This window comes from uncultured Chloroflexus sp. (genome assembly GCF_937951745.1).
In the GTDB taxonomy this organism is placed as follows: Bacteria; Chloroflexota; Chloroflexia; order Chloroflexales; family Chloroflexaceae; genus Chloroflexus.
The window spans coordinates 52,699-78,789 of record NZ_CALFBQ010000008.1; the positions used below are offsets into that span (position 1 = coordinate 52,699).

Below are 26,091 nucleotides of genomic sequence, written 5' to 3' on the forward strand. Positions count from 1 at the left end.
GATAGATGACGGAGAATGCGCACGAATCAGACGATCCTGTAACGTATTGTAACACAGCACCACGCTGGCGTAGCATCTATGCATGGATCGAGACAGATGGGCACGGATCGGACAAGTCAACATCCGTGGCAAGCCGTGGCCTATTCCCGAGCGTGAGGGATCGAAATAGCCCACGGATGCACATGGATCGAGACGGATCACCACGGATCGGACGAGTCAACATCCGTGGTCATCTGCAGCCCATTTATCAGAAGCGGACTCGCAAACTGACCCTTCTGATTACCGACTGATCAATGGAACAAAAACACTCACACTCGTCACCGCCGTCTCGGCAAACGGGCATACGAGCGAAAAGGTTTGTGGACCTTGCGGCACACTACTGCCTGTCACTCGCACTGTCCACTCGCCAGCCATTGCATCGGCAACCACAACTTGCTCGACCGTATCAACAGTATTCAGTCCGGTCGTAGCGGCATTGGCCGGATTATTCTTATCCAGAACCCACGGCGAATACGTGGTATTATCCGGCGCAATCAAGGCAAGATCAAGGTTATTCACCAGCGTCTGGCTAGCCGGGAGCGTCGCCGGCACATCATCCCATGCTAACGTACACTTCAGCAAACCACCGGCATGATTCATCGAATACGTTTTTATTTCGGTATTCGTAATCGGCGCCGTCACGATATAGGCTGATGTATTGCTACTAACAGTCGTCGTTATCACATTGATCGCCGTCAATGCATCAACGTGACCGTAACCGAAGCGGTAATCAGGGCCGGGATTGCCTAAATCTTCAGCAGTGTGGATCAACACTGCACGCAACGTTGAGGGAATCGGATCGGTATTGTAGGTCAAGTTATACGCTTCGAGCATTAAGCCAAGAATACCGGACACTGCTGGCGCTGCCATCGAGGTGCCACACCATTCGCTGCCCCCATACGTTTGCCCCGGCAACGTTGACCAGATTGCCGCTTCGCCACCGGCTTCACAACCCGGCCCAACCACAACCGGATTCACGCGGCCATCTTCAGTTGGTCCAAATGAGCTGAAATTCGTCATCGTTTTATCATCAGAATTGGTTGCACCAACAGCGATCACATTCTTACCCATCGCTCCACCGCTTGAAGTACGCCAGCCATCAGGGCAATACGTTTGCTCGTTCCCATTGGCAAACACAACGTGAACGGTCTTTGTTATCGTCTCGGAAAAACTGCCACGCACGAGCGCATCAAACTCAGCCGCCGTCGTGTCATAGACACCTAGCACCGTGGTGTCACAGCTCCCCGGATCAGGCCCCTAGGAATTCTGCGAAATATCGACATTGTAGTTCTGGATCGCCAGAATGACCTCTTGGGCGGCATTATCAACATCATACGAGAGCACCGTTGCTTGATCGGCATGCCCGCGCAGATCACGACCTGCCGGCCCTCCGGCACCGCTACCGGCGGCAGTACCAGCCACGTGAGTCGCGTGGTCATTGATACCAGCCGCACCTCCACAGCCATTATCGGTTGATGCCGGATCGCCAATGGTCAATCGTCCGGCAAAACCGGGATGATTGTTCTCAACCCAGCCACAATCCCACACACCGATCACAATACTGCCGGGCGCCGAAGCCGGATTACCGTGATACCCAGCCGCATGCGCCAGTGTGGTCTTGGTCGCTTGGCGACCACCATCATTCTTTTGGCCAAATGGCCCCGGCCACATATCAAGCCAGAACACGCTATCTCTCTGCGCCAGTGTGGTCAGCGCCGCTGCATCGGGCAACCACGCGAGCAAATACGAGCGCTCTAACACCATCTTTTCGACAAGGCCACCGACGTGCGTGACAGCCTCGCCCACGGCTACAAGATCGCTATCGGGATATGTCATCACCAACACCGGTAACGGCGGTTGATCACGATGATGCAGCAAGCGTGGCGACACCTTATCGCTCGGCTGGATTGCCACAATCGCTTGCACCTCAGCAGGGAACGTTGACTGGCGAAGCCATACTGAAGGGATCGAAGCGTACCACGTAGACTCCGGCACATATGCGAGCAACGTCACCCCGTCACGCGCAAGTTGAGAATGCACCTCATCACTCGGATGGTGCGCAAATTGGATCAACACATGAACACGATCATCTGTCGTAGTCTCAGCTTGTGTGCGAAGTATTGCGCGTTGGTCAGCAGGAAAACCCGGTCGCGGCACGAACTCGCGCGAGCGTAGCCGTATCAGATAGCTTGACGGAGCGGTGAACGAGAGTGTTGGAAGCACTGACAACACAATCCCGATCAGCAACAACCCTACCACCATCGAACTGGTCCTTCTTCGCATGAGATACCTCTTTCATCGTAATCATTAACGTATCGATACCTACCATGCTGACCATCGCTGTGCAACGTCTCGCTCACCGCATCGTTTGCAACCAACACCTCCCCCTAACAGTTGGCAAACTCTGGCTTGAAAGCCCTTTCGTGGTCCTGTACAGATGATATAATCAGAGACATGTAACAAAATCATTACAATCTTTCCATCATGACAGAATGGCACATCCAACTGCTCGGCGGTTTCGACATTCAGCAGCGCGGCGTCTCGTTTAGCGGAGCATTCCAAACTGACAGCGCACGGCTGCTCTTTGCATGGCTCTGCTGCCATCAGCGCCAAGCCGTGCGGCGTGAGACGCTAGCCAACTTGCTCTGGCCTGAACGACCGCAGAACGCTGCCCAGAACGCACTGCGCGTTACCCTAAGCCGTATCCGGCACGCCCTCGGTGACGCACAACACGTCCTCCGCACCGACTCCGCGACCGTCACCCTTGACTTACCCGATTCGTGGCGTGTCGATGCGCTAGACTTTGAACAAGCTGTCAAGGCCTACCGCACCCACCGCCATCGGTCGACCACAGGATGTCCAAGCTGTCAGACCCATTTGCGCGCGGCTGCCACGCTGTATCGTGGCCCATTTTTAGCCGGAATAACGCCGGAAAGCGAACCACTGCTCGAGTGGACGATACATCAAGGCGAGGCGATCCATCGAGCTGCCATCGAGGTCTTTGCTCATCTTGCTGAGCACGCCCTGCGTGAACGTGACTGGCATACTGCTCAAACCTACGCCAGCAAACAACTGCAACTCGAACCTTGGCACGAAGCGGCTCATCGGCAACTGATGCTGGCGCTCGCGCAACAAGGCCAACGCACGGCTGCGTTGGCCCATTATCAAAGTTGCCGCGACATATTACAACGCGAGTTGGGGATTGAGCCAGAGGCAGAAACGCAGCATCTGGTTGCGATTATTCGCACCGGTCATCTGCCAAATGCCGTTGTGCCAACCCTCCCGGCGCAACAGCAAGCTCTCGCCATCGACCAATTACCCCTGATCGGACGGGCAAGCGAACTCGAAAAGCTGATCGGGTTGATCAATGACTCCGACATCCAACTGATTAGCGTGATTGGGATGGGTGGCATCGGGAAAACGCGGCTGGCCATCCGCGCCGCTCGCTTGATGCAAGCCGCCTTTCACGACGGCGTGCAGTATATCTTTCTGCATCCCGAAGAGAGCGCGACGACTCCTGCCGATGACGCGGCAACACATCTGGCACGGGCCATTGCGATTGCTTGCCACATCGAACTGCACGACCGCCTGCCACTGTCGGCGCAAGTCATTGCCGCACTTCAATCGCGTGCCTACCTACTGGTATTTGACAGTTTCGAGCATGCTGCCGCCGCCAACCTCTTTGTGAACGAATTGCTTGAAGCCGCACCCAACTGTGTCGCTTTGGTTACGGCACGTCAACCACTGCATCTGCGCCGCGAGCACCTACTGAAGTTGGGGCCGCTACCCACGAAAGCAACTACCGAAGGGCCAAGCCCTAGCGCACAACTGTTTCTCGAACTGGCGCAGCGCAGCGGTACCGAGATCAGCGATACGATGGCGTTTGATGACATCGAACACATCTGTGCCGATCTCGCCGGCTTACCGCTCGGTATCGAATTGGCAGCAGCTTCGCTGCACAGTATGGGTCTGGCCACACTACGCCAAACTGTACAACAAGGCCTCAAGGTATTACAAAGCCCACTCGCCGACACCCCGTACCGCCATCGCAGCCTACACGCCATCTTCGAGTCGACATGGCAGACGTTGGCGACCACGAGCCAGCAGGCATTGGCAGTGCTTAGCGTCGTGAACGCACCATGCCCGATCGAGGCTGCGCTGGCGATTACTGGTAACCAACACGCGCTCGCTGAGTTATTCGATCTGGCATTAGCCCGTCGGCTGACCGACAGCACCGTATGGCTCCACGAGCATGTACGCCAATTTGCTAGCGAGAAGCTCACCACCGACTTCACGCACGAACTGGCCGCCGAAGCCCGGCGCCGCCATGCCCGCTGGTTTCTAGATTGGCTTGCCAGCGCCTCCGTCGACATGCACGGTGCGGAAAGCTTTGCAATCCGCGAGCGACTCTTCGCCAGTTTGAGTGATCTTGAAGCAGCATGGCATTGGGCGTTGACCAATGGGGCATGGGATTGGGCAGCCGATGCAGTGATAGCGTATGAAGACCTCTTCTACCTTAGCGGACGATTCATCGACGGACTAGAACGCATGCAGCAGAGCCTCAGCTACGTCGGCCAACCGATTCAGCCTGCCGCCCAACGGCTACGCACGCATTTGCTGCTCGCGTATGCCACGATGCAACGGTACCGAAACCGTGGCATAGCGATTGAGCTGATGTTGCAAGAAGCTGTGGCATTGGCCGAACAACTGACCATTCCATTGCTCCGTGCGCAGACGCTCATTCGGTTGAGCTTGCAGCAGTGTATCGACGGCAACTACGTAGCCGGACGAGTCAACCTCGAACAGGCGCGTCGGCTCCTTGATCAGATGCCTTCTGCTGATGCGACCGAAGACCTGCTGACTATCGAAATTACCTACTGGCGCTGTATGAGTGAGCTTGAGCTGGGATCAGGAAACGCAGTTTTAGCCGAACAGTATGCCCAAAAAGCCTTTCAGATCGCCATTCAATCCAACAATCAGTTTGCCCTCGCACGCTGCTGCGAGTCATTGAGCACCGCAGCGAGCACACAAAGCAACTTGGCCGACTCAGAACGCTATCTACAGCAGGCATTGGCAATATATCAACGGCTACGGCTAATCTATCATCAAATCAACGTCCTTGACCTATTAGCGCAAAACGCTGACGCCTACGGTGATTATGCCCAAGCACAACGCTATTACTGGCAAGCCTTGGTGCTGGCCCGCGAATGCGGTAATCGGGATGCCGAGTTGGTAGCCCATATTAATCTCGGTATCTCTTACGACCAGATGGGTCACTATGAACGAGCACTTGCTCACACCCAGATCGCACTGGCACTCTGTGATAAAGTCGGCAACCCGAAACATCGTACTGTGATACTGGCCAACCTCAGCTTGCATGCTCATCACAACCAACACCACGAATTGGCACTTGACTACGCACGCACGGCGACCGAACAGGCTCAGACCAAAGGCTTTCCTGACCTAGAGGCATACGGATACGATTTTCAGGGGCATGCGTTACTAGCGCTTGGTCGAATCGACGAGGCCGAACAAGCATATCAACAGGCTCACACGATCCGTCAGCGGCTCCGGCGACATGTGTTGGCACTCGAATCACAGGCGGGCCTTGTGCGCGTTACCCTAATGCGCAATGACGCGGCTGAAGCGCTACGCCGGGCAACACCGATTATCGAGCATCTCCTCGGCGGTGGCAATCTCTACGGCGCCGAAGAGACGTTGCGCATCTATTGGACAGCTTATCAAGCGTTGGAAGCCAATCGCGATCCGCGGGCACAGGCTATTCTTGACCGAGGCCGCGCCTTGGTGCAAGAGCGGGCCAACCGCTTGAGCGATCCGGCTAGCCGCGCAATTTATCTGAACGCTGACGTAAACCGACTGATTGTGGCTGGCGGCCAACCAAGTTCGTGCCGCCATTCAACCGCCGCCTAAGTAGGCTGCGCTCGCTTGACAATCATGCAGTTTGTGGCAACATGTTATTAGCCAGCTTACTATTTGCCAGCCAATGATCATGGATGATGACCTGAGCGTCTTGCTCGCCAACCTCTGCAAAGCCTATCGCAACCAGCTTGACATTGCCCTCAGCCAGCACGGGCTGTACGTCGGGCAAGAGATGATCTTGCGCGCGTTGTGGGCTGAGGATGGCCAGAGCCAAGCCCGGCTCGCCGCTCGCTTACGCATCGAGCCGCCAACGGTCAGCAAAATGGTGCGCCGGCTGGCCCGCATCGGTCTCGTAACCCAACGCGCCACCGCTGGCGATGCCCGCGCTCGCCACGTCTGGCTGACCGAACGCGGGCGCGCGATCAGACCGGCGGTCGAAGCGGCCTGCCAAGCGGTGGCCCGGCAGGCGTTTGCAGGGTTAACAGCGGCAGAAACCGCAGCGTTGGTCGCTGCGATGCAACGGGTGTATCGCAATTTAGCCGATCAGGTGTGAAAAAGGTTCCTATTGAAGACACGGAGGATCCGCCTACGTCTGCACCCTCCGCGATAAAAAAGCTGGCTCTAAAGGGCTGCTATGCCTTCCTAGCTCTCTATCTCACCCTAGCGATCAGGGATCTCAGGTGTTGCGTAACCATTTCCACCCAAGGATCTAACGATGAATTGGCTCAACCAACCTATTAACTTACGTCGCTTACCGCTCGCCACTCTCATTGGCGCTACGCTCGGCCTAATCGCCAATTTGATCGTCTACTTCGCCGCGCGCGCCGCCGGGTTCGAGTTTCTCGCCCCAGCCCCGCCCACCAACGAACCAATGCCTCTACCGGTGGTAGCGGTGATCGTTTCAACCGTCATCCCTGCGATCGGCGCGGCCATTATCTTAGTGTTCCTCAACCGCTTCTCTGCCCGCCCGTTGCGTGCTTTTCTGATCATCGCAGCCGTGGTGTTGGTCATTTCATTTGCCGGCCCCTTCACCCTACCGATCAGCTTCATTGAACAGATGATCCTCAACGTGATGCACATAATCGCCGCGGCAGCGATTGTCTGGGCGTTGGTGCGGTTTACGGCAGCGCAGTGAGGTTCTTCCTTGAAAATCCGTACTTGACATGAGGATTTTCAAGGACAAGGTCACAAATCCAGCCGCAGTTGGCGCGCCGATCCGCGATCAGGTTTGCGTGGTCGCTGCGGCGGTGACCGACGCGAGCCGTGTTTCTGATGCACTGCGGCTACTTCCTGCGCCGTTTCTGGGCGAGCGCGCACAGCGGCGATTGCGGCCCGCGCCCGCCGGTAGGCGGCGTCGTGATCGACTATCGGTAGCGGGTAGTCGCGCCCGATCCGGCAGCCGGCTCGCTCTTGACCGGCCCGATCGAGTAGCCACGGCGTATGGATATATGCCGTTGGCACGTGCGCCAATTCGGGCACCCAACGGCGGATAAAGACCCCGTCGGGGTCGTGGTCAATCCCTTGCTTGATCGGGTTGTAGATGCGGATGGTGCGATTGCCTGAGGTGCCGGCTTGCATCTGAAGCTGGCAGTAGTGAATCCCCGGTTCGTAGTCGATCCAGCGCCGGGCTAAGATCAAGCCCGGTTCGCGCCAGTGTTGCCAAAGGTCGTAGGCGACAAAGCTAACCAGCATCGCTCGCATGCGAAAGTTGAGCCAGCCGGTGGCGGTAAGCGCACGCATACAGGCGTCAACGAATGGGTAGCCGGTGCGTCCGGCGGCCCACGCCGCGATCAGGTCGGGACGGTAGGTATCTTCGCGCAGGCCGTCATACGCCCGCACCAGATTGCGCACTTCGATCTCCGGTTCATCTTCGAGCTTCTGGATAAAATGGCAGTGCCAGTGTAAGCGCGACTCGAAGGCAGCTAACGCCCGCAACCAACTTCCACTGGCCGGATCGGGTTGCTGGCTTAGCTCGGCGATGCGTTCGCGCGTTGCCTGTACAACTGTGCGCAGCGACAATGCCCCCCACGCCAGATAGGCGCTCAGGCGCGAACAGCCTTCCCACGCGGTGAGCGGGCTAGAAAGGGCGCGGTGGTAGTGGCGGCTGCGCCGGTAGAGAAAATCGGTGAGGGCTGCTAACGCCGCTGTCTCACCGGGTGGCTGGCGTTCGAGCAAGGTGTCGGGCGGTAACTCAAGCTCGGCGGCAGTGGGGATCGGGCCGTGGTCGATTGGCAACGGCGGCAACGCAGCGGGTGGTTGGGCTTGCGGCATCGCCATGCGCTCTTCCCAATGCGCCTGCCACTCATCGCGCGAAGGCAACCGACGCACAACGCCGTTTTGTGGCAGCTCGTGAAAGGGAATGCCGCGCGCCCGCGCCCATCGCCGCACCGCCCGATCACGCGCATAACTGAGCAGATTACCGGTCTCTTCGTGCGCCCAGATCGCCTCGATCGGCCATTCGCTTGCCAGTCGATCGAGTACCTCGACCGCTTCACCGACGCGCACCACCAACGGTTGGCCAAGGCGAGCTAAGCCGGCGCGCAGCTCGTGCAGACAACCGCTGATGAATGTCCAATGGCGCGGCGCAAAATCCGGGGCGTGAATGAGTGATGGCTCGACGATATAGAGCGGCAATACCGGCCCGCACCGGGCAGCGGCGCTCAGCGGCGCGTGATCGTGCAAGCGAAGATCGCGTTTAAACCAAACGAGCTGCATACCATAGCCGTACCAAACACAACCTCATGATGTATGGTACCACCATTTCAAGGCTGGCACCGGTGTGATGGGGAACGGGATTGGTGGCTGAGGAAGCGGTAAAAACATACCGCAGGGGTCGCGAAGGACGTGATGAATTGCACAAGTCCTCTGCGTCCCCTGCGGTCAACACCTCACCGCGCCACCAGCCGCGCTACGACCGGACGATGATCCGACAAGCCGTCCCATTGGCCAACCGCCGCTTCAGTACACATCAGCGCTGGCGACGTTAGGATGTAGTCGATTCGCACCAACCACGCTGGCAATGACACGCCGCGCACTGATTGCCCGGCGCTTGGCCACGTGAACCCGGCATCAAGCCCACATTGCGGCCAAACATCAACCAGACCACCATCACCGAGGATGTGGTAGGTACGGTTGTACGGCGTCGCATTCAGATCACCGGCCACAATCACCGGCTGGTGCTGTTCACGGGCAACAGCGACGATCGCCGCCACCTGCCGCTCGCGCTCGCCAATCGCCCACGTCATCCACCCCGGCGAGCCAACCGGCGGAATGGCATGAACATTGAGCAAGACGACTGCTCTCAACGGCGCAGCAATACCGACGAGTTGCGGCGTCCCTACCCAATGCTCGCCGGGCAAGCGGGTCGCCAGCGGCTGCAACGGCCAGCGGCTGATCACCCCCATCCCGGTCACACCGGCGCGCGGATCAAGGAGCTGGAACGGATACTCGTCTATCAGATCACGCCGGAGCGCAGCGGCAATCACTGGGTTCAGCTCTTGCAGTGCAACCACATCGGCCTTGGCAGCGCGAATCGCCGCGATCACCGGTTCGGATTGGTCATTGCCGCCGTAGAGGTTGTAGCTCATCACCGTGATCGCCGGTTTACTGAACTCTGGATCATCGCTAAAGCTCGGCACCCACACATCGAGCAGGATCGGCAACCCCGGCACGAGCAGGGCCACACTGAGCGCCACGCTCAGCCAGTGCCGCAGCGCCAGCGCAATCAACAGCGCCAGCGGCAACGGCAGCAACAGGTATGGCGTGGCGATGTTGAGCAAAAAGAGCCACCACCAGCGATCGCCGAGTACAGTACGCGCCGTCAGCCAGCCAATGAGGAAGAGCAGGTAGAGGAAGAGGGGAACAATCAGGATGGCCGGCCAGCGCAGACGGCGGCAGTGCGGAGGTTGATTGAGCATAAAGGTTGTGTTTGGTAACCGATTATAAGGAAAGAATCACCGGTCTTTCCCAACTCATTATAGCAAGCGCAGTGAACTAGCTGAAGCGTGGGCCATCAGACGTCTATCAGCACATCTATCCGCACACCACCGTGCCCACTACCGCACCTCCACCATCTCTATCACGATCCCCAGCTCGCGTCCATCAGGCGCCGGCCACGGCGTGACCCGCAATTCGATTTCACGGAGCGGGGAGGTGGTTGTCACCGGCGGCAGTTGCACGATCAGCCAGCGCCACGCAACGCCGATAGTAAACGAGGAGCATCTCCCTTCGCTACAGATATGCCCAACCACCGGCGCGTCAGGCCGCAGCGCCGCTACCCGTAGCCGCGCCACGCGCGCCGTAGCCGGCACCCGAATCCGCGCTGCCGTTCCCGTCCACCGTGCGCGTGCGCCGGCTAACTCCTCGGCAGGGTAGAAACCGCTCAGATACCCGAAATCAAGCCCATCGCCTACGTTAATGACCGTCTGCGCAACCGGTAGCGTGTCACGCCACGCCAGATCGAGCACTGTCTGTTCGCTAACGTATTGTGGCCGGTACACGCGGCGGGCTTCGTCGAGCTGACCCGTTTCACGCAAGAGATCGCCAAGGTACACATACGGCGGCGGGTAAAGGATGTTGCTGCGGATCGCGGCTCGGTACGCATCACTCGCGCCAGCGGTATCTCCCTGCGCGCGCAAGGTGTGTCCTAGCGCCACATACCCGTCAGGAGTGGGCTGCACAGCCAATGCCTGCCGGTACGAAGCCGCAGCGCGCGGCAGATCGCCGGCAGCGCGGGCCAGATCGCCGCTCAGCCGCCAGACGCTGCGCGCGCCGCCTTGGATGGCGTACTCCCAGTGGTAGGCGAGCAGCACCGAGAGGCCAACTGCACCCGCCGCCGCAAGCGCCGTCGCCATCGCTAGTTGGTGGCGACGGCACGCCAATGCCGGCAGCGCTAGCCATGCCCGCGCCGCATACGGGATCAGCGCGCAGAAGATGAAGTGTCGGTAACGCCCTTCGCCGTGCGTGACCAGCGATACAGCGATGAAATAGGCGAGCCACAACCCCAAGAGCATGGCCGGTGCGCGTCTGCGACAGGCAGCGTAGACCAATGCTGCGATCCCACCCACCGCGATCAATCCGTAGAGAAGGTCATCAAATATCAATGCAGCGAGAAAGATCAGCGGCGGCGGATCGGCCCGGTAATCGGTGAGCAAGAAGCGGTCTTGGATCGCTTTTACACGCCAGATTGCCAGCCAGTTCGGCCAGAGTTTGCGCAGCATGATCGTCGGGTCTTCGCGTAGACGAGCTAGCCCGCGTGCAGTGGCATAGGCCGCTCGTTCAGATGGATCAGGGATGTTTTCGAGCACGCGGAAGATGGTCGCCATATCTTCACGCGGTTCGTTAAAGGCCCACACGTTGTACGAGAGGCCGGTCTCGATCAGAATGCAACTGCGGTAGCTCAGACAGTTGCGGATCGTCCACGGGGCGACGACGGCCAAAGCGGTGATGGCAAAGGTCACGCCGATCAACAGGGTGACCGGACGGCGCAGAAGGTTGCGCCAATGGCCGGCGGCGACCACGGCAATCCATCCGGCAACCACCAAGGTAAAGTAGAGCGGCATTGAACGGGTGAGAAGGGCAAGGCCCCACAACCCGCCGGCGGCGACGATCCGCCAATCGGGCCAGCGCGCACCACGCTGCCGCCACGCGAGCAAGAGCCAGAGTGCCGCGCTAAACAGGGTAGTAAAGAGGGTTTCGCTCATGTAGAGCGAGGCAAACGTAGCGTGGGTAAGTAGAATGGCGGCTACCAGCGCTGCTAACCGATGCACCAACGGGCTAACGTTATCGCCAATCGCGTGTGAGAGGCGGTAAATCAGGTAGACATTCAATACGCTGAGCGCGATAGTCGGTAGCGCGGCCAGCCACACATCGCCGCCGGCCAACCAGAGCGATCCGGCTAGCCAGAGTGGGTAGAGTGGTGCGCGCAACCAGTGGTAACGCTCGTAAAAGCTCCACCCCCGCCCTGCTAGCAGATCGCGGGCGACGGTCAGGTACTCGACTTCATCGTTAGCCGGCAAATGAAGTGGTTGCAGCCATAGCGCCAACCGGATGAGCGCTGCCAGCACGAGTATACCGATGAGCCACCACGAGTCGCGTCTCATAACGTTCGTCACCGTTGTACCTCTACCCGCATCACCTGCACTCCCAGCCGACGCCCATCGGGGCTAGCCGGGTCATACTGGCGTGGCCAGAAGGTGGGAACCACCATCGCAATCACAACCTCGCGTGGCTGCATAGCTGGCGGTAGCGCGAGTGCGATAGTCTGCCAATCTGCTCCAACGCTGAACGGTCGCGGTGTGCTGCCATCCACTGAAATCCAAACCCGTACCGCACTGCCATCGGGCCGTCCACTCCGCGCAGTCAGGGTAATCGTCTGCGCTTCAGCCGGGACGGTCAGGCGCACCTGCGCCCAGCCTGTTGTCCAGCGCCAGCCCTGCTCGTCTGGAAGAGGATGATGCATCCCGCGAATAAACCCAAGGTCGAGGCCATCACCCAACATGAGCCGAACGGGTGGCGGTGTGATCGCCCGTTCCCACAACCACCCTGCCAAATCTTCGCGCGAACTGGCCTCAAACGCGGTCAACTCGGCACGCGCCGCCATTAGATCGCCCTGTCGCCGCCAAAGATCGCCACGCAAGAGGTGTGGATAAGGATGCGCCGGCAAGATAGTAATCGCCTCATCAAGCCAGCGCAATGCGCTCACATCATCACCGGTTACGAGTGCTGCCCGCGCCAACGCCACTCGTGCCAACACTGAATCATTATCGCGAGCAAGTGCCCGTTGCGCCGCCGCAGTGGCTGCTGCTGGATCGCCCGCAACTAGGGCCTGTTCCGCCTGCACCAAGGCAAGATGTTTGCCGGCTAACTGCCATACCAACGCCGGATAAGGCGCGTGCCAGAAGGTAATCGCCAGCGCCAGCAACGGCCAGAGCAGCGTCGCCTGATGCGGGCGGGGCAAGGCATCGCGCAACGCCGGTAGCCATGCGGCCCCTGCCATCCCGCTGTAGGCCAACAGCACCGGGTAGAGCGGCAACCGGTAGCGTAGCTCCACGTGAAAGATAAGCGTTGTCAGCACGACATACGCCGCCCACGCGCCGAGCAGCCAGCGTGGGTCAGCGAAGACACGCCACAGCGAGCGCCAGAAACCCTCTACCCTTGCCGGCGCGGGTTGCCAGCGCCGCGCCAACCCGTAGCTGCCGGCCAGTAGGATCAGGAACCAGACCCCATCCCCTAATACCAACCGAGCCGCTACCTCAGCCGGCGACACCCAAATCGCCCGGCGCTCTCGCATGTCGTCGATCTGCTCAAGTGCGAAAAAGAGCCGCAACTCGCGCCCCACCTTGGCGATGAAACGGGCCGGATCGGCAGTAATCACTGCGATCCCGCGTTCGGTGGCGAGCCGCTGCCGCAGCAAGCGGTCTTCGCCCAAAGCATAGAGCTGCGCCTTCACCGCTTCGCGTCCGGCAGGATCGTTATCGAGCCACAGATTCTCGGCCCCGGTAGTATCGATCAGAATCACCCCACCATACGTCAGCGTATTGCGCACCGTCCACGGCCCGACTACCAATGCCCAACCGAGCAGCACCAGCGCCGCTTGCACCACGCCGCGCCGCCACTGGCTGGCGGCCAGCGCATTGATCAGCCACCAGCCCCCAATCAACGGCAACAGCGGCAACGCCACCGCTCGCACCAGACACAACGTCCCTACTCCAACCCCTACGCCTAATGCGCGCCACCGTGATGGTTCCGGCATGAGCGCCAACCACAGCCCAAGGCTCAAACCGGCCAAAAAGAGCGTCTCGGTCAACAACTCGGTGGCATTGGCGGCCAGCGTGTAGTTGAGCGCAGCAAGCAGACCGGCCAGCAAACCGGCCCAACGCGCAAACACTGGCGGCATATGCGGCGCGCTACGCTGAGCCAGCGTTCGCGTCAGCAGCACAATCAGAGGCACGGTCAATGCACTGATCACCGCCTGCACCAGCCGTAAATTTTGCACCAACGAATCGACCACGAGGATCGCAGCCGCGAGAAAGAGCGGATAGAGCGGCGGGCGCATCAAGCGCAACTCAACGTAGCGTCGCTCTTGCAAGAGGGTGAGCGCCTGCGCGAGGTATTCGGATTCGTCGCCACCCAGCGGGTAGAACTCGCGCCAGCGCCAGACCAACAGGCGCAACAGCAGCGCCAGCGCGGTGAGCGCCGCTACTGCAAGCCACCAACGTCGATGATGGTGCCGGTCAATGGCCATACCAAACCCCGGTGTAACCCCAATCACCTATTGCCATTGCGAGCCGCCGCAGGCGGCGAAGCAATCCCCGCGAGCGCGGTACCCACCCGCTCAACTATCCCTTTCACGCGAGCGGGAGACGGTAGCGCACACCGTCCCACCCTCTAGCAACATCCCACCGCTTTGCCGTTGAGAGACGAACAGGACGTCTGGTTGTGTCCAACCGTTGATCGCTGTACGATGGCTCAAAGCCCGGATCTACCCTCCCCTCTCCCGCGCCAGTGGGAGAGGGGCTAGGGGTGAGGGTCATCAACCCGCTCCACAGACTGCGTCACCCTAGGGTTCCGGATCAGATGTTCTATCCGTCCTTGAACCCCTTCACCGCACCTCAGCCCAATCGAGCTGAAACGCCAAAATCCGCACCTGACCGACCTGCGGCCCCTGCCGGCGCACCAGATCGAGCGCATCGGGCACAAAGCCGGGACTGGTCAGCGTAATCACGTAATCGGCGCCCACTGGCATCGCCGGTAGCGACAGGCAATGCTCACGCAATTGGCGATTAGGCGTCATCGTGCCTAGTATCTGTTCACCTAATGCCACCTGCACCGTTGGTTGTGGCAAGTCGGGAGGCCAATTGGCCGCCGCTCGTAGGCAAAGCTGCCGCGGCTGACCGGTCGCTGCAGCCGGAAAACGCAAGCGAGCCGTTTCGCTCGCCCAACGGACTGTCGCGCCCAACACCGGATCAAATTCGCCAAGGTAAAAACCGTCGATATACCCAAGATCGTTATCATCAGCCAAATCGATCCGGTCGCCGGGTAAACGCGGCGGGTGCAACCATTGCCATGCCCACGCGGTCGGGTTCCAATCATCCACCACTGTCAGACCTAACCACTGGCGCGCGCCGGCCAGATCGCCCATTTGACGCAACAACTCGCCGCGCACAACGGCTGCCTGCCACGCATACAGCGGCTGGTGCTGCGCGAGCAGTGCCAACCCCTGTTCAGGCTGGCCGCGCCGCGCTGCCAGCAACGGCTCGCCTATCGCCTGCGCATACACCGGCAGCGCAGGGTCGGCTAGCGCCTGCCCCCACGCCGCTAGATCGTTGTTGGCAACCGCTGCTTCCAAGCGAGCTAACGCCTCATACTGCGGACGGCTCTGCCATGCGATTTGGGCCGCCGCCAGTGCTGACGGGTACGGGCCGAAGTACGACGCCCAACGGGAAGGAGCGCCGGGGGCAAGTGGTTCGAGATAGGCGTAGGGCGTGGCAGCAACCAGCCACAAGACAAAAGCTAACAGCACATAGAGCCGTGTTTGCCAGCTTGCCAGCCATTGCCGCCAGTGCGACAGCGCCGCCAGCGCGAACATCGCCAAGACGAAGAGAAACGGCAGCAGCGGAGTGCGAAAACGGTTGATTGCAAACAACAGTGGCGCAGCGGCGATATTGTAGAGCAGCCATAGCCCGATCAAGCCAAGCAATGCGCTGCCAGTATCTTTGCGCCGCAACGTTGCCCAACCCAATACCGTCAACGGCAGCGTGATGATGTAGAGCGTATCATCGAGCAGCAGCAGCGCCAACGTATACCAGCGTGGCAGCCGCCCCAGCGCAAATCCTTCGGCTAGCCGCTCAGCGCCGCTAAAGTTAATCTGAAACAGATCAACCAGTTCGATCAGCGTCTTCTCGACAAACGCCCCCGGCTTAGCCCAGATAAGACACCACCCCTCGGCGCTCAGCAATCGCTGCCGCTCGGCCTGCGTGATCGCAGTTACCGGTTTCGCCAAAGCGGCGCTGAGGCGCGGATCGCCAGTTTGGGCGAGACACGAACTAGCGGCTAGCGCTACGCGTTGCGCATCATCGAGGGTCGGATCAAGCAGAGCCAACGTAAAGTTGCGCGTCGGCGCATCACTCCGCCCGCCATCGTAGGCTGTGCGCCCGCCCAGCGCCAAATTGTACGCACTCGTGGTATCAATCACTATCAACCCACCGTAAGTGCGCGAAGCGTAGAGTGACCACGGCCCGATCAGCAGCGCTGCCCCTACCAACGGTAGTAGCGCCGCAATCATACGTTCGCGCCAGCCACCACCGGCACGCCAGCCTAACCAAAGCGCGACGAGTGGCAAGAAGCCGAGCAGCAAGCCGCGGGTAAGGGTAGCTAGACCGAGAAACAGCCCGCCGAGCAGCACATCTCGTCGCTGCTGTGGATCGACCAAGAGCAAGAAGGCAGCCAGCAGCAAACTGATAAACAGTGTCTCGCTGAGCAGAAACTGCGGGTACATCGCCAACGGCAAGGCAATTGCGCTCAGCAATGCTGCACCACCAGCGATAAGTGGCGAGCCACCGAGTCGACGGGCAATCGCGTACACCAAGCCGACGTTCAGCAGGCTAAGCAGGGTCTGCGTTGCGAAGATGACGGTAAGATTCCGCCCAAACAGCGCGATCTGCGCCGCTAGGAATAGCGGGTAGAGCGGCGCTCGCGTCCAGAGATAGCCGGTATGCCAAGCAAAGCCGCGCCCGTGAGCCAACCAATCGGCGGCAGCCAGATACTCGGCTTCATCGGAAATCAAACTGAGGCGCGGCAGGTTATTCCACAATGCAACACGCAATGCTGTGCCGATGAGCAGAGCCAGCAGCAGCGGCCAGTGTTGAGTATAGCGGTTGTTATGAAGTGAACACACAGTAATGATGCAAAACGGATTTACCGTCTACTGGTAAGAAGAACGTTTTCCGCTTTTATAGCCTCTCTAAACCGCTCCCCGTTGAAAAGAGGGGAGGCGCCGCGCTGCCCCGCCCTATCGTAAGGGCACAGCGCTGCTCTACCCTCAGCGCTGCTGTGCCCATCTCTAACCACCTCAATCGTTGTCAGCCACAGCCGTCCAGCGCCCAACGCACCCGCGCCGCGCACCGGCAACCGTCCCTCCGGCGACGGGTCAGATGGCCGGTACCAGCCGATCAGCAAGCGATATTCGCCCGACGGCAAATCACACGGCACATGCACCGCTCGATCATCGCGCGCCGGTTTGCCCGGCAGCCACGTGCTGGTCGGAAGATAGCCGGCTAACGGTTGCCCATCATCACCGGCTACCGGTGGTTGATCGCAGTCGCGGCAAAGGTGAATAAAGAGGCTGTAGTCTTCGGTTAATGGCTGGCGCACATCCCAAAACAGACTAAGCGGGATGTTGCCGCCAGCGCGATACACTCCCGGCCCGGCGGGAGTCGTGGCTTTGAGCGTGTACCCCAGCAACTGAAGATCGTCACCGAACGTCACCGTCGCTGGTGTCGCCGGCTGCACTACTGCGCCGGTAATGTACGCTTCCGGCGCTTCTTGACAAAAGAGATGCACCCCTTGAAAGCGCCAAATGCCGCATGGCCACGTGCGCTGTTCGCGGCTAAAAGCCCAGAAGTTGCCGACTAGCCCATACTCGTCGCCGGGCAACGGCGGATCGACGGTGCGCGCGTGGTCAGGCGCGATCAAGAGAAAGCTGCGCGTGTAGCCGGCTAACGATACCCGCCGCTCGGCATCCCACTCACGCTGGCTGTAGTTGTTTTCACCAGTCCAGAAGTTGGCAAAGGTGATCGGTGGCGGCGCCGGATCGGTGTTCGACCGCGCCATGTAGTAATCGTAGAGCGGACGAAGGTAGCCGGGATGGATGACCACTGCATCATCAGGATGCACGCGCCGGGCCAGTTCGGCGATCGCTTCGCGGTACTGTTCTTTGACCGGATCGCCGGAAAACAGACCGAAGCGCGGTTGGAAGAGCGACAAACCGCTGGTGATCAGCGCGCCAGCGAGGGCAAGAGCGCCCAACTCGCGCCATACACCAACACCCGGCCCAGTGTTGCGCGGCGCTGTCCCCATCGCCACCACTACCACCCACACCGGAAAGATGATCATCAGGTAACGCGCTTCGTAGAGGCGAGTAAAAAACAGTTGTAGCCCAAAGAGCGCCAGCGGCACGCCGCCCATCATCCCGATCACCAACACCGTCGGGCGCGGCGCGGCGCGCAAGGTGTTCATTCCCAACCCTAATAGCAAGAGCCACGGCCCTAACCACCACCACGGCAGATCACCCGGCCAGCGATCGAGACTGAAGCGGGTAAAGGTCAACCACAGTGCCCGTAGCGGATCTGCCGCAATCGACGCGCCACTAGCGGCACGGTCGCTGCCGATACCGGCAGCCATGGCTGCAATCATGCCCACGCCAACCAGCAGCAAGCCAGCCGCAATTGGCCATATGTAGCGGCGCGGACGGCTAAACAGCCAAATTAGTGCCGCGCTCAGCGCCAGTAACGCTGTTAGCCGGTGGATGAAGAAGGCAACAATCGCTAGTCCAATCAGCCACCCCCAATCTGCCGGTTGATCGCGCTGCGCGGCGCGCAACGCCAGCCAAAGCAGCGCGGCGCTGACGAGCAACACCAAGGCGTAAACTTTTGCCTCTTGCGCATACCAGAGGGCAAAAGGCGACAACAAGCCGATCAGTGCCGCCGCTGCCGTAACGATCGTTCGGCGTTGCTCATCAGGCGCAGCCGCCTGCGCTGCCAGCGCCAGCAACGGCACACTGAGCGCACCGGCCAGCGCCGAGGGCCAGCGCAACGCCCACTCGCTCGCACCGGCCAGCCCGATCCACGCCTTGAGCACCAGATGATAGAGTGGATACGCGGCATTTGGCAGCACGAGATCGCGGATGAGCACCGACCACGGCTGCATCGCTATTGCCCAACTGTTGCCCTCATCGAGCCAGAGGCTCTGCGCATCGAGCCGGTAGAGGCGGAGACCCAGCGCAGCGAGACCAATCACCACCCAGAACGCAACCCAACGACGGTTCATCGCCACCCCTCACCGCGCAGCGCGGCGGCAAAAGCAGCTTCGTAACGCGCCGCGGTCTGCTCCCACGTCAATTCGGTGACGATCCGCTGACGAGCCGCTTCCCCCAACCGCGCAGCCAGCGCCCGGTCGGCGATCAAGCGGCCAATCGCCGCCGCTAGCGCCCCGGCATCACGCTCCGGCACTATCAACCCATGCACGCCGTCGTCAATCACGTCGGGCACGCCCGCCACCCGCGCCGCTACAATCGGACGCGCTGCCCCCATCGCTTCTAGCAAGACATTGGGCAATCCATCAACGCCATCGCGCACGATTGGCAACGCAAAGACATCAGCCGCCGCCATTGCCATCGCCGTGCGTTCACGGTCAAGCTGGCCGGTGAACAACACCATCGGCGCAATGCCTAACCGTGCTGCCTGTGCTTCCAGCGCCGGTCGCAAATCGCCGTAGCCGACAATCACTAACCGCGCCGTGGGATGCATGCGCAACACTGCCGGCCACGCATCGAGCAAGACGCTAAACCCCTTCTTCGCAACCAATCGCCCCAACCCCAACACTAGCGGCGCATCGGCGGGAATGCCCCACACAGCCCGAAACTGTTGCGCAGCCGCCGGATCGGGCCGAAACTGGGTCGGATTAACCCCGTAGGGAATGACGAAGGTGCGGGCCGGATTGGCCCCCAAGCGCACGCCCCGCATGCTCAGATCGGCACTGCACGCCGTTACTGCCGCCGCGCGCCGGAATACAAAGCCGGCTAACGTTCCCATTAATCGCTGCGTCTCGGCCAGATAAATATCACTACCGTGCAAGCTGACCACCAGCGGCAGCCGCGCCGTGAACGCTGCCAACGCCGCCGGTGGGCCATTGGGCAAGACCCAGTGCGCCTGCACCAGATCGAACGGACGACCAGCGGCGCGCGCCAGCCGCAATTCGCGCTGCAACGCCAGCCACGATGCCGGCAACGCAAACGGCGCTGCCAGCCATGCCCGCTCACGCACCTGCGTATCGCTCTGCAACGACTGGGCATAGCCCCAAATGTTCAACGCCGGGTGGGGCGCATAACGAAAAAACCGTAGTTCGATCCCACGCTCGTGAGAAGCGCGGCGCAGATCAGGGTGCCACGGCGCGACCAGCGTCACGTGATGGCCACGCGCAGCGATCCCCGCCGCGATCTCTTCAATAAACGGCGCAGTCGTCTCGCGAGGGTATTTCGGCAATGAAGAGGCTAACATTAAGATACGCATGGTGGCGGGTATTCCATCACGAATCGGGAATACGATAGATAAAAGCGCGAAAATCTGGTGTGGGGCTAGCGTATACCAACTCAAAGCCGTCAATCACCATCCCGGGTTGGTTTGTGTGATCCATCAACGGCGCCAACAATCTGCCCACATCGCCTTTCACCCGCATCTGATTTTCTAGCACGAGATAGGTTGCCCCGTAATAGCGGGCAATCTCTAGCAATAGCTCACGATTATCGGTATTCGGGATCATCACGGCTGGCCGTTCAGTATGCCAGTTTACCTGCCACGGCAAGCGCGTCATGATCACCGCATCTAGCGGCGTATTGGCTCGCAGCCACTCGTAAGCCGCCAAATCCTGCTGCCAAATACGCGGCTCGTTGCGCACTTTATCTTCAATGTCAGCTTGCGAGCCGGCCACAATCGTTACGATCGCTGCCACTGCCAACACCAATCCCAACGGCGCCCAGCGCCGGTCGCCAATCGCGGCTAGCTTATCATAACCGGCCCAAGTCATCCACGCTGCGAGCAGCGCTAACCAAGGAATGATCATCACCCAATAGCGTTCTTCGTTCGTGCGCCAATAAGTGAGCATGAAGATAATGTACGGCGTGTAGGCAAAAACCATGAGACTCAACCAGCGCCGCCGGTACGCTGCCGCAGCCAAGACGCCAGCCAGCGCCAGCCACGCCCCCAGCGGGGTGAGAATATTTTTGCGCGCGTCGTGGCTAAACAGCGCTGCAAATAGTTCCGGTACTCCCGGCCACGCCGGCATCAGGTAGGCGCGCAACTCACGCACCTGTGTCTCGAACTTGGTTAGGGTCGCGTCAAACCCCCAACGCATGATCCAACTGCGGTCGGGCAAACCCGGCCCGCCCCACTCTGGCGCAAAGACACGGTAGATTTCTGACCACGCATCGCCGCTGACGCCGCGATAATCCAGCACCCACGCATCGTAGCTTTCGGTACTATAGACCGGTTTGCCGAATAGGATCATGTTGCGCGCGAGGTACGGCGAAAGGATGAGTAGCGCCACCGCCGACCAGACTACAACCGGCACTAGCCCAGCTCGCAGCCGTTGCCAGCGTTGCCGCCAATCGAGTGCCGCGCGCAGCTCGTGGGCTATCAGCGACAGTTGCCAGAGGCCCATGCCAAGCGCGAACATCGCCCCACTCGGTTTTTGCAGCATCATCAACCCGGTACAGACGGCCGAGATTAGCAGCCAGCGCCACCGCCGCGCTGGTTCGGTCTGGCTGCGCAGTAAGGCCGTGATCGCGGCCATATTAAACACGACAAAACCGAGATCGTTGGTGACGTAGATCGACAGCCGGAAGAAGAGATAGTTGGTTAGCACGAGGATAGCCGCCGTTACCCCAACCCGTCGATCCCAGAGCCAGCTCCCAACTGCGTAAATGAGTCCTAATAAGATGATATCGAAGATAAAATTGGGTATCTTCGCTGCCCACGCCGTCGGGCCAAACAGTACAAAAAAAGGCGCGATCCAGACTGGCTGCAACAGCGGCCACGTCTCTTGTGGGCGAGTGAGGCTCTCGTAGCGATAGTAAAACTGACTGATGTAATCAACTACCCAACCCCGCCCACGGGCGAGATTGCGCGCGACAATCGCGTTATCGCTATAATCGGCGTGGCCAACGTAGGGCAACGTCGCGGCGACGAACGCTTCAAAACTCAGCCAGATCAACGCAAACGTCCCTAACACGATCCACGCACCGCGCCGTGCCGCAAACCAATCAACAATCGCATCGCTCAGGCGCGGCAACCCAGCCCGGCCATAGTTCAACCCCAACGCCACTAACGCCGTTCCTAACAGAGCCAGCAAGAGCGAATCGGGGAAGGTCTGCCAAAACAGCCGCACTCCAGCCGCTGCCGCCCAATGAATGATATGCAGCAGCACATAGCCAAAACAGAGCAACGCTACCGCGATCAACCCATAACTGAGCGCGCGGCCTTGACTGTAGCGCCGCACCAGCATCTGGATCAGCGCCAGCAACGGTTGGCGATAGGCGATCACCAGCAACACCAGCAAGCCGGACATAGCTACACTCAAGATCGCCGCCATCCAAATCCGGGCTAGCGCCAAACCAATCGCCACCGCGCCAATACCCACTGCCGTACCACCATACACTAGCGCCGGACTTAACCGCAACCGCGCCAATACTCCGTACAGCAGTACTGCATTCCAACCGAGCAACGCTACAGCCGGCCATGCCGGCGGCAAGAGCGGTGCCGGTTCGCTCGCCGGCTCGATCCGCACTTCGGCTAACCGTACCCCCTTTTGGCGTGGATCGCGGCTATCGGCGAGCGTCGCCGAGGTTTGCAACGTGATTGTCAAATCGCCATGCTGGTGGGCAATCCCCGGCACAGTAAAGGTATATTCGGCCCACGCGCTGGTGGGAGAGAACTCGCCCACGACCGAATTGTCGATCGCAACCGTCACCACCGGTTGCGTGCCAACCGCTGCCGGCCAACCTTGCGCTACCAGCATCACCTGTAGCGGCGATCCGGCACCTACGTTGGGCAAGATTAACACCGCTCGCTCTCGCGTCCAACGCGAGCGACCGGTCGGCGAATCGGGGGTCAATTCATCGGCAAACAACTCCCCGCGCTGCACCGGTTCAGCACCTAATCCCGGACTCACCCCAAAGAAAAGCCGATCACCGGGCCAGCCGATTGCTACGCGGCCCTGTGGCGGCGCTTGATAGGCCATTGCCCCGGCCAGCAGCGCCAACGCCAGCATCAAGAGCAACGTGCGCACCACCGACCGGACGGTGTGTCCGGCTTCGGCAGTGCGTAGATCACTGGCTATCGTTGAACGATCCCTGATTGTCATCACATCCCTATCGGCCTGCTGCAACGCCGACGGCCATTATACCGCCAATCGGGCTGAACCGCGGCTTATAGCGGGCTGATAATCTCTTCGCATGAGGTAAAACGTGCTTGCTGTCGGCAATCACAGGATCGGCAAGGGTTTGGATGAGACATTGTAGAAGAACAGGCGAACGTGTATCGTTTGTAGACGCATACCCTTTGACGATGCTGAACAGACAGCTCCGTTGATAATTGGGCGAGCGCATACTCTGATCATTGCGCGCAAATGACGACAAGCACCCTGATTGATCACTGCTTGGCGAAGACCGCGAGCGATCTTGCCAACGTTCCATAGTACTTGCCATACCCTGCGAGCGGTGTGTCATATGCTGCTACACGATAATTGTGTCGTTATTCCTTCAATGCAGCAATCTGCAAGACAACTTCAACAATTGCCTAATGCGCACTACAATAGAGCTACGATCTACTGTATAGGAGCCAAAGATGAGTGAACAAGCAACACCGACTCCACCAGAAGGCACGATCACGCTAGATACCACGAAAAGGGAACACCTTAGCCACATTGCCCATCTCGCCGCCTACCGCGCACTGCGACGCTGCGCTGAAAGAGTAATTGAACAGATTGGTGGGGTTTTGCCAGAATCCTCAGCAGTCATTTTGGTTGATCGAATCGTTGATGGACGTGATAGGCTGTTATTGAAGTATATCCGCAAGCAGCTTGAAGCCCAAGAAAAACGATTACCTGAACCAAGCCGACAAGTAGAACTTGTAGAACCGTTGGTATTAGGGACTTCGCGACAACCCGTCGTGCCAGAAATGAGCTTTAGTGTTGATCCGATCAATAAAGCCTTAGAGAATACTAAAGAAATTATCAATGCACTTAGCGGCGTCACCAGCAGTCTCGCCAATCTGTTGGCCCTCTTCCGCAGCGATTACACGCTCTACCCAGTTACTACCACGATCGACAGCAACACACTCTACACTGCAATAGCCCACTTTTTGGTCAAAAGCCAGCGGCAGGTCTTACCATTTCCACCCATTTCAACCGATGATAACGAACCCTCCCTGCTCACGCTCATCAATAACCTTATTAGGAAGCTGAATACCATCGCGTCCGAACCCAATCTACCGGACATTCTCAAGAATCTCGAGGACGAGCTGCGCAAAGCCTTTCTTCCTGCACCGCCAAGTATCAAGCAAGCTAACTCTTCTGATCAGGTGCAAACGAACGGCAAGACCGAATCGGTGCTAGCCCGTGCGCTCTTGAGCGAATACCTGTCGCGCGCCGAGCACTCTACGCATCAACTTACGGCCCGCGTGATAGCGGTGGGCAGTGACATGATTACCCGCAAACAGCTCTTCTCATCAGGGCGACTGCTGTTCATAGGTGGCTGTACCATCGAATATATGCTCGCCAACGCTGATGGGAGGATTGTCGCTGCCGATCTGGTACAGAGTTCGGAACAAATTACGTTGGATTTGAACCGAAATACCATCTCGTTTAAAACACTGACCGAGCCAAAAGCGTGAGCACCGGCTCACTCTTCTCACAACGTAAGCGAATCATTCTACTTTTGGGCGACTCTACCCCCTCAGTACCCGATGAGTTGCACTGCATCGCCATGCCTGTTATCATCAAGCGCTATGATCTGGACAATTTCTGACCTCCATCTTTCGTTCGCTCGTCCCAAACCGATGGACATCTTTGGTCCCGGGTGGAAAGATCATCCCGAACGGATTGCGCAGGCATGGCGCGACCGGGTAGCGCCCGACGATTGGGTTTTAATCGCCGGCGATATTTCGTGGGCGATGAAATTGCAAGACGCACTGCTCGATTTGCAGTGGATCGATGCCTTGCCCGGCACAAAGGTATTGATACGCGGCAACCACGACTACTGGTGCCCGCGCAGCGTCAATTCGATCCGCCGCCATTTGCCGCCTAGCTTACGCCTGATCGGCGCCGATGCACTCGATATCGGCGAGGCGGTGGTCTGCGGCACCCGCGGTTGGATTACGCCGGAAACTCCCGGCTTTGCTGAGAAGGATTTGCCGATTTACCAGCGCGAGTTAGGGCTGCTAGAGCGGGCGCTGAAAGCGGGTCGCGCCTTAGCAGCCGGCAAGCCGTTGATTGTGATGATCCACTTTCCACCGTTCGTCAATCGCCAGCCGACCGAATTTGCCCGTATGATCGCCGCCAGCGATGCCACGGCCTGCATCTACGGCCATCTCCACCGCCGGTACGACTGGGATAACGCGGTGCAGGGGCGGGTTGATGGGGTGTATTATCAATTGACCGCCTGCGATTATTTGGGGTTTGGGCCAGTGGCCGTGCGGGGATTATCGTAAAGACGCACAGCTGTGCGTCTCTACCGCCGTGCGTCTGTCCACGTTACCGGCGAAATATATCCTGAATATCGCTGATGATCCGCTCGACAATGGCCCGCATCTCGCCGATCGCCACATCGAGGTTGTTGTCGGTTGGCGCGGCATCTTCGTTCGGCATCAACAGCCATAACACGACGTAGAGCACCACGCCGATTCCGTTGACAAAGCTCAAGACCACGAAGCCAATCCGCGCAAAGATCGGATCGATCCCGAAATAGTTGGCTAATCCGCCAGCCACGCCGGCCACCATCCGGCCCGTGCGCGTTCGCAACAGACGTTGGGTTTGCGTGTCCATATCTCCTCCTTACACCCAAAAGCATGACCCGCGTATATGACGATGCCGGTTGCACGCCGGTTGCACACCACGGCCTCCTACCTCACGGCAGCGAGTCTTTCGCATGTACGAGAAGAGTAAGGCTCCCTACCGTTGGCAGTGAGAATGAGAAACAGCATCACGGACACCCCGCTCGCACCTACACAATGGCCATTGCGAGTGGCCCCACCCTGCAGCGATTATGCGTACATCACCACTGATCGCTCCTCTGCCAACATACAGCATGGGTAGGAGCAGATTCGCCTTGCCCCACCCCTCAGTGGCGAGCTGCCCTTCACCCTAGCCCTCTTCACGTAGAAGAGCGGGGGAAACCACGCC

16 protein-coding genes are annotated in these 26,091 nt (G+C 59.4%); 5 read left to right on the forward strand and 11 right to left on the reverse strand.

All coding sequences use genetic code 11. The features are described 5' to 3' along the window. Window positions 1-279: 279 nt before the first annotated feature. Together Q1A59_RS03160 and Q1A59_RS03165 are read right to left on the reverse strand one after the other, a co-directional pair. On the reverse strand, window positions 280-1,266 hold the full coding sequence (locus Q1A59_RS03160; protein ID WP_299643821.1) for a S8 family serine peptidase: 987 nt from the start codon (window positions 1,264-1,266) through the stop codon (window positions 280-282). A gap of 30 nt (window positions 1,267-1,296) precedes the next feature. Beyond that, the gene (locus Q1A59_RS03165; RefSeq protein ID WP_299643824.1) at window positions 1,297-2,322 is read right to left on the reverse strand and encodes a S8 family serine peptidase; all 1,026 of its coding nucleotides are present in this window, start codon (window positions 2,320-2,322) and stop codon (window positions 1,297-1,299) included. Window positions 2,323-2,523: 201 nt separating this feature from the next. On the opposite strand from Q1A59_RS03165, the gene Q1A59_RS03170 reads away from it, so the two are divergent. The 3 genes from Q1A59_RS03170 (at window position 2,524) to Q1A59_RS03180 (ending at window position 7,054) form a co-directional block, all read left to right on the forward strand. Continuing rightward, window positions 2,524-5,970 carry a BTAD domain-containing putative transcriptional regulator gene (locus tag Q1A59_RS03170; RefSeq protein ID WP_299643827.1) on the forward strand — a complete coding sequence of 1,149 codons (3,447 nt, stop codon included), beginning with the start codon at window positions 2,524-2,526 and terminating at the stop codon, window positions 5,968-5,970. A 79-nt stretch (window positions 5,971-6,049) separates the two neighbouring features. Then, window positions 6,050-6,472 carry a MarR family winged helix-turn-helix transcriptional regulator gene (locus Q1A59_RS03175; protein ID WP_298406156.1) on the forward strand — a complete coding sequence of 141 codons (423 nt, stop codon included), beginning with the start codon at window positions 6,050-6,052 and terminating at the stop codon, window positions 6,470-6,472. A 162-nt stretch (window positions 6,473-6,634) separates the two neighbouring features. Next, window positions 6,635-7,054, forward strand: a complete 420-nt coding sequence (locus Q1A59_RS03180; RefSeq protein WP_298406157.1) for a DUF6069 family protein — start codon at window positions 6,635-6,637, stop codon at window positions 7,052-7,054. Between the two features lie 50 nt (window positions 7,055-7,104). On the opposite strand, the gene Q1A59_RS03185 is transcribed toward Q1A59_RS03180, so the two are convergent. From Q1A59_RS03185 to Q1A59_RS03220, 8 genes are all read right to left on the reverse strand, one after another. Further along, complete coding sequence (locus Q1A59_RS03185) at window positions 7,105-8,634, reverse strand: FAD-binding domain-containing protein (RefSeq protein WP_298406158.1); 1,530 nt, start codon at window positions 8,632-8,634, stop codon at window positions 7,105-7,107. Between the two features lie 173 nt (window positions 8,635-8,807). Next, window positions 8,808-9,836, reverse strand: coding sequence for an endonuclease/exonuclease/phosphatase family protein (locus Q1A59_RS03190; protein WP_298406159.1), 1,029 nt, complete (start codon window positions 9,834-9,836; stop codon window positions 8,808-8,810). A 138-nt stretch (window positions 9,837-9,974) separates the two neighbouring features. After that, window positions 9,975-12,020 carry a tetratricopeptide repeat protein gene (locus Q1A59_RS03195; RefSeq protein ID WP_298490607.1) on the reverse strand — a complete coding sequence of 682 codons (2,046 nt, stop codon included), beginning with the start codon at window positions 12,018-12,020 and terminating at the stop codon, window positions 9,975-9,977. Window positions 12,021-12,028: 8 nt separating this feature from the next. Continuing rightward, a complete protein-coding gene (locus Q1A59_RS03200) occupies window positions 12,029-14,164 on the reverse strand; it encodes a tetratricopeptide repeat protein (RefSeq protein ID WP_298406161.1) in 2,136 nt (711 codons plus the stop codon). A gap of 357 nt (window positions 14,165-14,521) precedes the next feature. Continuing rightward, window positions 14,522-16,816 carry a glycosyltransferase family 39 protein gene (locus Q1A59_RS03205; protein ID WP_298406162.1) on the reverse strand — a complete coding sequence of 765 codons (2,295 nt, stop codon included), beginning with the start codon at window positions 16,814-16,816 and terminating at the stop codon, window positions 14,522-14,524. Between the two features lie 20 nt (window positions 16,817-16,836). Beyond that, the gene (locus Q1A59_RS03210) at window positions 16,837-18,966 is read right to left on the reverse strand and encodes a glycosyltransferase family 39 protein (RefSeq protein WP_298482039.1); all 2,130 of its coding nucleotides are present in this window, start codon (window positions 18,964-18,966) and stop codon (window positions 16,837-16,839) included. Further along, a complete protein-coding gene (locus tag Q1A59_RS03215) occupies window positions 18,963-20,207 on the reverse strand; it encodes a glycosyltransferase (protein WP_298406166.1) in 1,245 nt (414 codons plus the stop codon). The genes Q1A59_RS03210 and Q1A59_RS03215 overlap by 4 nt, the downstream gene beginning before the upstream one ends. A gap of 16 nt (window positions 20,208-20,223) precedes the next feature. Next, window positions 20,224-23,055 (reverse strand): glycosyltransferase family 39 protein, encoded by a 2,832-nt coding sequence (locus Q1A59_RS03220; protein ID WP_299643843.1) that lies wholly within the window; start codon window positions 23,053-23,055, stop codon window positions 20,224-20,226. Between the two features lie 482 nt (window positions 23,056-23,537). On the opposite strand from Q1A59_RS03220, the gene Q1A59_RS03225 reads away from it, so the two are divergent. Both Q1A59_RS03225 and Q1A59_RS03230 read left to right on the forward strand, forming a co-directional pair. Continuing rightward, on the forward strand, window positions 23,538-24,584 hold the full coding sequence (locus Q1A59_RS03225) for a hypothetical protein (RefSeq protein ID WP_298406169.1): 1,047 nt from the start codon (window positions 23,538-23,540) through the stop codon (window positions 24,582-24,584). A gap of 114 nt (window positions 24,585-24,698) precedes the next feature. After that, the gene (locus Q1A59_RS03230) at window positions 24,699-25,400 is read left to right on the forward strand and encodes a metallophosphoesterase (protein WP_298406171.1); all 702 of its coding nucleotides are present in this window, start codon (window positions 24,699-24,701) and stop codon (window positions 25,398-25,400) included. A 43-nt stretch (window positions 25,401-25,443) separates the two neighbouring features. Here the strand turns inward: Q1A59_RS03230 and Q1A59_RS03235 are convergent, their stop codons facing one another. Then, entirely contained in the window at window positions 25,444-25,734 is a 291-nt protein-coding gene (locus Q1A59_RS03235) for a PspC domain-containing protein (RefSeq protein WP_298406173.1), read from the reverse strand. Window positions 25,735-26,091: the final 357 nt, after the last annotated feature.